The organism is Streptomyces fuscigenes (assembly GCF_021556455.1).
Classification (GTDB): domain Bacteria; phylum Actinomycetota; class Actinomycetes; order Streptomycetales; family Streptomycetaceae; genus Streptomyces; species Streptomyces fuscigenes.
Genome location: NZ_JAKGCV010000269.1, coordinates 1 through 7,753, shown reverse-complemented (window position 1 = coordinate 7,753; position 7,753 = coordinate 1). Strand labels below are relative to the sequence as shown.

At 74.4% G+C, this 7,753-nt stretch carries 6 protein-coding genes; 1 reads left to right on the top strand and 5 read right to left on the bottom strand.

What is annotated here, in order from left to right; all coding sequences use genetic code 11:
- Nucleotides 1–45: 45 nt before the first annotated feature.
- From L1885_RS19590 to L1885_RS19575, 4 genes are all read right to left on the bottom strand, one after another.
- Complete coding sequence (locus L1885_RS19590; protein WP_268984276.1) at nucleotides 46–1,083, bottom strand: nucleoside triphosphate pyrophosphohydrolase; 1,038 nt, start codon at nucleotides 1,081–1,083, stop codon at nucleotides 46–48.
- A gap of 10 nt (nucleotides 1,084–1,093) precedes the next feature.
- Complete coding sequence (locus tag L1885_RS19585) at nucleotides 1,094–1,771, bottom strand: SurA N-terminal domain-containing protein (protein WP_235798463.1); 678 nt, start codon at nucleotides 1,769–1,771, stop codon at nucleotides 1,094–1,096.
- Between the two features lie 96 nt (nucleotides 1,772–1,867).
- A complete protein-coding gene (locus L1885_RS19580) occupies nucleotides 1,868–2,266 on the bottom strand; it encodes a GtrA family protein (protein WP_308117355.1) in 399 nt (132 codons plus the stop codon).
- 71 nt (nucleotides 2,267–2,337) lie between these two features.
- Nucleotides 2,338–3,414: a glycosyltransferase family 2 protein gene (locus L1885_RS19575; RefSeq protein ID WP_235798461.1), complete on the bottom strand. Its 1,077-nt coding sequence runs from the start codon at nucleotides 3,412–3,414 to the stop codon at nucleotides 2,338–2,340.
- Between the two features lie 123 nt (nucleotides 3,415–3,537).
- On the opposite strand from L1885_RS19575, the gene L1885_RS29510 reads away from it, so the two are divergent.
- Nucleotides 3,538–5,427, top strand: a complete 1,890-nt coding sequence (locus L1885_RS29510; protein ID WP_235798460.1) for an MFS transporter — start codon at nucleotides 3,538–3,540, stop codon at nucleotides 5,425–5,427.
- A gap of 88 nt (nucleotides 5,428–5,515) precedes the next feature.
- Here L1885_RS29510 and L1885_RS19565 read toward each other — a convergent pair whose 3' ends face one another.
- Nucleotides 5,516–7,282, bottom strand: a complete 1,767-nt coding sequence (locus L1885_RS19565; RefSeq protein WP_235798459.1) for an ATP-binding SpoIIE family protein phosphatase — start codon at nucleotides 7,280–7,282, stop codon at nucleotides 5,516–5,518.
- Nucleotides 7,283–7,753 lie beyond the last annotated feature (471 nt).

The following is a 7,753-nucleotide window of genomic DNA, read 5'->3' as shown; positions in this document are numbered from 1 at the left end:
GGGGCGCCGCACGGCCCGGGGCTGCGCGCCCGCGTGCCGGCCCGTCTACACGCCGGGCTTCTCGGCGGCCTTGATCGCGTCGCGGTAGGTGCGGGCCGCCGCGCGCAGGGCGCTCTCCGGGTCCACGCCCTGCGACTCGGCCTCGACCGCGAGGGCGAGCAGCGCGTAGCCGAGGGCGTTGCCGCCGGTGGGCAGCTCGACGGACAGCCGGGCCGCCTTGGCGCGGCCGGCGAGCTTCGCGGCGAGGGCCAGCGCGGGCTGGCCGAGGGGGACGCCGTCCGTGACGGAGGTGCGGTGGTGCTTCTCGACGCTCTTGGTGCGCTCCCACAGGGCGTGCACCTCTTCGGGCGTGCCGGCGCTCTCGTCGCCGAAGACGTGCGGGTGACGGTGGATCAGCTTCTCCACGACGCCCCCCGCGACGTCGTCGATCGAGAAGGCGTCCTCGGGGTCGTCGGCGTCCTCGGCGATCCGGGCGTGGAGCACGACCTGGAGGAGCACGTCCCCGAGCTCCTCGCGCAGCTCGGTCCTGTCGCCCTCCTCGATCGCCTCGACCAGCTCGTACATCTCCTCGATGCCGTACTTCGCGAGGCCCTCGTGGGTCTGCGTGGACGTCCAGGGGCAGACGCGCCGGATCCGGTCCATGACCTCGACCAGGTCCAGCAGCCGCGCGCCGGGCAGGTCGTAGGAGCCGGGCAGCAGCTCCAGGTCGGGCATGCGTACGCGGCCCGAGCCGGCGAGCCGGGCGAGGCCGTCGGTCAGGCCGGTGTCGGTGTCGTCCGCGGTGGAGGGGATCACCACGATCGTGGTGCCGGGCGGGCAGGCTTCGACCAGCTCGTCGGCCGTCGGCGCCGCGGTCTCCACCGCGACGCCCGCCTCCCGCACGTACGGCAGCTGGGGGTGGCCGGGGTCCTCGCAGAACACGCGGTCGGCGCCGCGCAGCGTCTCCCACGCCTGCCAGGACAGCAGGCCCGGCGCTACCCGGTGGCTCACCGTGAGCAGGACGATCCGGCCGGTGGCCGACTGGGTGGTGGTCTTGTCCGTCACGCTTACGAACCTACCCGCACGGCCGCGGCGACCCCTCATGCCCGACGGATCAGGCGTCGGTCGGCACCTGGTCCGGTGCCTGGCCGGAGACCTGCTTGATCCAGTCCGTCTTCGTGTTGCCGAGCGCGACCTTGGAGTTGTCCCAGGTGCCGTAGCGCGGGTTGACGTCGACGTGCAGGTCCTTCGACGTCTTCGTGAGCACGGCGAGGAGCTTCTGCTGCCCGGCGGGCGTGGTCGTGTCGCCGCCGACGGCCTTGGCGACCTTCGTCATGAGGACGTCGCGGCGGACGGCGTCGTCGATCTGCGCGGGGGTGAGCGCGCCCTGCTGGAGGAGTGTCGCCTCCAGCTGCTTCTCGCCGCCGGGCTGCGCGGCGGCCGCCTGCTGTCGCGCGGTCTGGATCTCGTGCCGGCTCGCGGAGACCCCCGTGTCCTTCGCGGCGCGGTCCAGGATGCGGTCGAAGATCATGCCGTTCAGCTTGGCCTGGCTGAGCTGGGCGCTGTTGCCGATGAGCTGGGCGGCCTGGGGGGATGCCTGCTGCGCCGTGCGGACGTCGTCGACCTGGGCCTGCAACGACGAGACCGGGATGCGCTGCCCTCCCACGACGGCGGCGGCCCCGGGGTGCGCCGCGCTGCCGCACGCGGCCAGCAGCGGGAGGCCCGCCGCGAGCGCTGCGGAGAGGGAAAGCACGCTGCTGCGGCGGCTGTTGGGGCGCTTCAGGCGGTTCAAGGGGGCCTCCCGAGAGATTGTGCTTCGGTGCACAAGCCTTGCAGTGATCGATGGTAGGCAGTCTTCGTGGCGTGAGCCACTGCCTGGACCAACGATTCAGCCGCGAACCGGGTGCGTCGGCGCCTCCGTGCTCCGGCCGTCGGGCCGGGTCATGATCGTCCGGGAGACGACGAAGGTGATCGGGATGGCCGCCGCGGCCGCGACGAGGGGCGCGTACGTGTCGTCCATGCCGAGCAGGTCCACCAGGACGTACACGCCACCTGTGGTGATGACGAAGTTGGCCGCGTTGGTCAGCGGGAAGAGGAGGAACTTCCGCAGGGTCGGCCGGGTCCGGTAGGTGAACCAGCTGTTGAGGAAGAACGACCCGATCATGCTGAGGACGAAGGCGATGACGTGCGCGACGACGTACGGCAGCCCCGCGCCGTCGAGCAGCGCGAGGTAGAAGGCGTAGTACGTGCCGGTGTTGACGGCGCCGACGAGCGCGAAGCGGATCAGCTGCGCCCAGGTCGCCGAGCGGCGCGCCGGCGGCGCCGGCCGGGTGACGGCCGGCGCGGGCGTCGGAAGCGTCATCCGCGGACCAGCTCTCCCCTGCCCGGCGTGGTGCCGGCGGGCGTGGAACCGGGGGCGGGCGAGCCGGCGGGCGCGGCGGCCGGATCGGCGGTGCGCCCGCCGGGCGCCCGGCCCTCGCGCGCCCCGGCGGCCCGGGCCCGCGCGTCCTCGTCGGTGGCGGCCACCAGGTAGTGGGGACGGCGTTTGACCTCGTAGTAGATACGGCCGACGTACTCGCCGACGACCCCGAGCATCACCATCTGCACGCCGGACAGGGCGGTGATGGCGACGAGCAGCGTCGCGTAGCCGGGCGTGCCGACGCCGTTGACGAGGGTGGACACGACGATCCACGCGGCGTAGAGCATCGCGAGCGACAGAAGGAGGAATCCGAGGTACACCGCGGCGCGCAGCGGCTTGTTGTTGAAGGATATGAGCCCGTCGAGGCCGTAGTTGAGGAGCTTTCCGAAGCTCCACTTCGAGCGGCCCTGTTCGCGCACGGCGTTCTCGTAGGCGAAGGTCGTCGTGCGGAAACCGACCCACGCGAAAATGCCCTTGGAGAAGCGGTTGTTCTCCGACAGGCGCAGCACCGCGTCGACCGTGCGCCGCGACAGGAGCCGGAAGTCCCCGACGCCGTCCACGAGTTCGACGTCGACCAGGCGGTTGATCGACCAGTAGTAGGCGCGCGCCATGAGCGTGCGGGTGACCCGGTCGCCCTTGCGGGTGCGCTTCGCGATCACCTGGTCGTAGCCCTGGGCGTGCAGTTCCAGCATGCGGCGCACCAGCTCCGGCGGGTGCTGGAGGTCGGCGTCCATGATGACCACGGCGTCCCCGGCGGCGTGCTGGAGGCCCGCGAGCATGGCGGCCTCCTTGCCGAAGTTGCGGCTGAAGGAGACGTACCGGGCGCGGGCGTCCGCCTTCGCGCCGGCCTCCAGCAGGGAGAGCGTGGCGTCCCGGCTCCCGTCGTCCACGTAGACGATTTCGAAGGTGTGGCCGAGATCCTGGGTCAGGGTGACGAGTTCCCTGGTCACATGGGCGTGGAAGCGTTCGATGATCTCCGCTTCGTTGAAACACGGGACAACTATCGAGATCAGCACAGGGAAACAACACCCGAAGGGCGTAACCACGGCGGAATGTAAACATGAATATCTCACAGCTACCGCATGAACGAACACGGCCAACCGCCGTACGCCGCCCGGGCGCTGGCATATTCGTGCACTATGCCCACCCTGGATTCCGTACGCGACCTCGTGCGCCCGCGCCCGGCCGGTCCCGGCTCGGCGCGCGGCCCCGTGCGCGGCCGCGCGGCCGCCCTGGCCGCCCTGATCACCGCGGTCGCCGTGTGCGCCGGCGACGCCGTGGCACGCCAGTTCCCCTTCGGCCGGCACGCCCGCGGCATCAACGATCTCGGTGCTCAGTTCGTACCCTTCCACGCCCACTTGTGGGACCTGCTCCACGGCACCGCGCACGGCGGGCTGCTGCTGAACTGGCAGTCGGGCTACGGGGCGGCGTCGCTGCCCGACCTCGGTACGTACGTCACCAGCCCGTTCGCGCTGCTGGTGGCGTTCTTCCCGCGCGACCGCATCGACCTCGCGGTCTACGTGATCACCGTGCTGAAGATGGCGGCAGCGGGGGCCGCGATGGCGGCGGTCCTGCCGCGGCTGACCCGGGGCGCGGCAGGGCCGGGCCTCCCCCTCGGCGCCCCGGCCGGCCGCGACTTGAGGGACGCCCCCGGCGCCGCGGGGCCCCTGCCCGGCGCGCCCTGGTGGGCCGCCGCGCTGCTCGGCGCCACGTACGCGCTGTGCGGGTGGTCGGTCGTCGAGGCGTCGTACAACCCGATGTGGCTGGACGGGCTGATCGCCTTCCCGCTGCTGTGCCTGGTCGGCGAGTGGGCCCGCACGGCCCGGCGGCCGGTCCTCGGGCCGCTCGTCGTGGCGCTCGCCTGGGTCGCCAACTTCTACACCGCCTACATGGCCACGCTCGGCGCCGCGCTCGTGCTCGTCCTGCGGCTGCTGCTGGAGCGGGAGACGACCGGCGGGCAGCGGCTGCGCGCCGTCGTACGCGCCGGGTGGCGGGTGGCGCTCGGGGTGGCGCTCTCCGCGCCCGTCCTGCTGCCGGTCTACCTCGGCACCAAGCACGCCTACCCCGGCTCGACGGCGGTCTTCTCGCCGTCCCCGTGGACCGACGTGTTCGCCCGCGCGATGCCCGGCACGTACAGCTTCCTGTCGCCCGCCGTGTTCATCGGGGCGGGCGCCCTGCTGCTCGTCGCCGCGCTCGCCTTCGACCGCACGGTACCGGCACGCGTGCGGGCCGGCTGGGTGGGCCTGGTCGTCGCCGTCGCGGTGTCCCTGCAGTGGCGCCCCACGAGTCTTGCCTGGCACGCGTTCGCGATACCCAACGGCAGCCCCTACCGCGAGACGTTCGTCCTCGCCGGCGTGGTCGTCGTGGCGGCCTGGACCGGCCTCGCGCACGGACGCCCGGGCGTCCGGCCCGTGCTGTACGGGACCGGGCTGACGGCGTTCGGCACCGACGCGGCGGGCATCGACCCGTCGTCCCTCGGGGTCGCGCTCGCCGTGAACACGGCGGTGATCGTGGCGGCGCAGTTCCTCGTGCTGCGGATCGTCGAGCGCCGGCGCCGGACCCGGGTCATCGCCCTGGTGGGCCTGGTGTGGGCGTTCGCCTGGCTCGTCGCCGGGTACGCGGGGCTCGCGCACGCCGGGCAGGCCGTCGCCACGGTGGCCTTCGTCTCCACGTACGGACTGTTCGGGCTCGGCGAGGCGCTGCTGTCGCCGACCGTCGCGCCGCTGGTCTCGGACCTGGCGCCGGGTTCGATGGTGGGGCAGTACAACTCGGCGTTCGCGCTGGTCAAGCAGTTGGCCCTGGCGGTCGGGCCGGCCGTCGGCGCTCCGATGGCGGCCGGTCTGCACGCCCCGTACATCGCGACCTTCGTGCTGTTCTCGCTGGCCGTGACCGTGCTGGCGCTGCGGCTCGGCAGGCGCCTCACGCCCGCCCAGGAGCGGCCCGCCCTCGCGGTGCCGTCCCGGGTGGTCGCCCAGCACCTGCCCGAGCAGGCCGCGGCGCCGGTGCCGGTGCCCGAACGCGTCGGCTGAGGCGCGCACGCGGGCCCGGCCCGCACCGCAACCGGAACGTCCCGTCGCGGGGGCGCTCCCCCGCGGCGGGACGCGGTTCCCGGGCGCGTCAGCCGGGGCCGTCCTCCGCGCCGGGCTCCGGCAGCGCGAACTCGCACCACACGGCCTTCCCGCCGCCCGGCGTGCGGCGCGAGCCCCAGGCCGAGGCGATCGTCGCGACGATCGAGATCCCGCGGCCCGCCTCGTCCGCGGGCTCCGCCCTGCGCCGGCGCGGCAGGTGGTCGTCCCCGTCGGTGACCTCGATGATCAGCCGCCGGTCGGTACGGCGCAGCCGCAGGCGCATCGGGGGCGTGCCGTGCTTCAGCGAGTTCGCGACCAGCTCGCTCGCGGCGAGCACCCCGAGGTCGCGCAGCTCGACCGGGAAGCGCCAGGAGGCCAGGACGCCCGAGGCGAAGGCGCGGGCGCGCGGCGCGGCCTCAATGCCGCCGAGCAGCTCCAGCGCCGCGTTGTGGAACAGCTCCGCGGCGCTGCCCGTGCGCGCCGGGTGCTCGATCACCAGGACGGCGACGTCGTCGTCGTGCTCCGCGGTGATCCCGAGGCTGCGCAGGAGCCGGTCGCAGACGACCTGCGGGGAGCCCTGCGCCCCGGAGAGCGCCTTCTCCAGCTTCGCCACGCCCTCGTAGATGTCCTCGCCGCGCCGCTCCACCAGGCCGTCCGTGTACAGGACCGCCGTGGACCCGGGCGGCAGCGGGATGCTGCCGGAGGTGTGCAGCCAGCCGCCCGTGCCCAGCGGCGGGCCCGTGGGATCCGCCCCGCGCAGGACCGAGCCGTCCTCGGAGCGCACCAGGATCGGCAGATGCCCCGCCGACGCGTACACGAGGACGCCCTCGTTCGGGTCGTGGACCGCGTAGACGCACGTGGCGATCTGCGTCGCGTCGATCTCGGCGGCCAGGCCGTCGAGCAGTTGCAGGACCTCGTGCGGCGGCAGGTCCAGCCGCGCGTAGGCGCGCACCGCGGTGCGCAGCTGTCCCATGACGGCCGCGGCCCGCACCCCCCGGCCCATCACGTCGCCGATGACGAGCGCCGTGCGGCCCGCGCCGAGGGTGATGACGTCGTACCAGTCACCGCCGACCGCCGCGTCCGCGCCGCCGGGCTGGTACGTGGCGGCCACGCGCAGGTCGTCCGGCTGCTCCAGCTCCTGCGGCAGCAGTGAGCGCTGGAGCGTGACGGCTGTCTCCCGGTGCCTGCGGTCGCTGGCGCGCAACCGCTCGGCGGCCTCCGCGTGGTCGGTGACGTCGGCGGCGAAGACGAGCACGCCCGCCGCGCCGTCGCCGCCGCCCCGCCCCACCGGCGCGCAGGTGACCGTGAAGGACCCCTCGCCGCGCCGCTCCGCTCGGGCCGCCCCGGAGCGGCGGCCGGTGTGCAGGTGGCCGGGCACCTGGATGCGGCGCGACTTGACGGTGCGTGGCGTGCCGCTGCGCAGCACCTGGTCGAGCAGGGGGCCGAGGCCGAGGTCGGCGAGTTCCGGGCAGCTCTCGGCGGCGGGCGTGCCGAGTGCGCGGGCGCCGAAGGCGGCCTCGTACGCCTCGTTGACGTAGGCGACGCGGTGCTCGGCGCCGTACACCAGCGCGACGAGCGCGGGCAGTTCCCCGAGTACCTCCCGCACGGCCAGGTCCTCGGGGGTGAGGCCGAGCGGGACGGGCGCGTCCGCCTCCCGGCCCTCCTCGTCGTCACCGCCGGCCGGGGCCGCGTACTCGCCGCGGGCGGCGGGCACCGCGCCGCGGTCCGCACGTGCGACGCCCGCGCTGTCCCCGCGTGCGACGGCTCGGCGCTGCGTACTGCCGGGGAGCCGGGCGCTCCAACGCGTGAAGTTCACGGTTTTCAGGACCTCGTGTGTCGTGTGTGCCGGTCGTGGTGGGCGGTGGCGGCCGCCCGCCCGGCAGGAGGCCCGGGGGGCGGTGGCAGCACCGTACGGATGCACGGGCGGCCGGGTGCCGTCGGGGACGACGGCGGGGGTGCGGGCGGCGGTTGCCGCTCACGGCGGTGCGGTGGGACGACGGGCGCCCGGTGCGGGCGGATCGCGCCCGGTGGCCGGGTGGACGGGCCGCCGTGGCGGGCGGCCGGTGGTGCCGGTGGAGCGGATCGGACGGGCCGGGTGGTCGGGAGGGTCGGTCCTTGCGGCCGTACGGGCCGGTCGGTCCGGACGGCCCGGGCGACCGGACCATGGTCACACGTCCAGTGTGACCGAGCCCACCGACAGTGGTGTCTGCCGTGTCGCCACGGGCGGTCGCGCGCGCCCACCGCCCCGTCCCGGCCGGGCGGGGCCGGGCGCGGGAGCCGGCCGGCG

Coding starts and splice junctions, on each gene's coding strand:
- L1885_RS19590 (WP_268984276.1), bottom strand. CDS start 1,083: ATGAGGGGTCGCCGCGGCCGTGCGGGTAGGTTCGTAAGCGTGACGGAC.
- L1885_RS29510 (WP_235798460.1), top strand. CDS start 3,538: ATGCCCACCCTGGATTCCGTACGCGACCTCGTGCGCCCGCGCCCGGCC.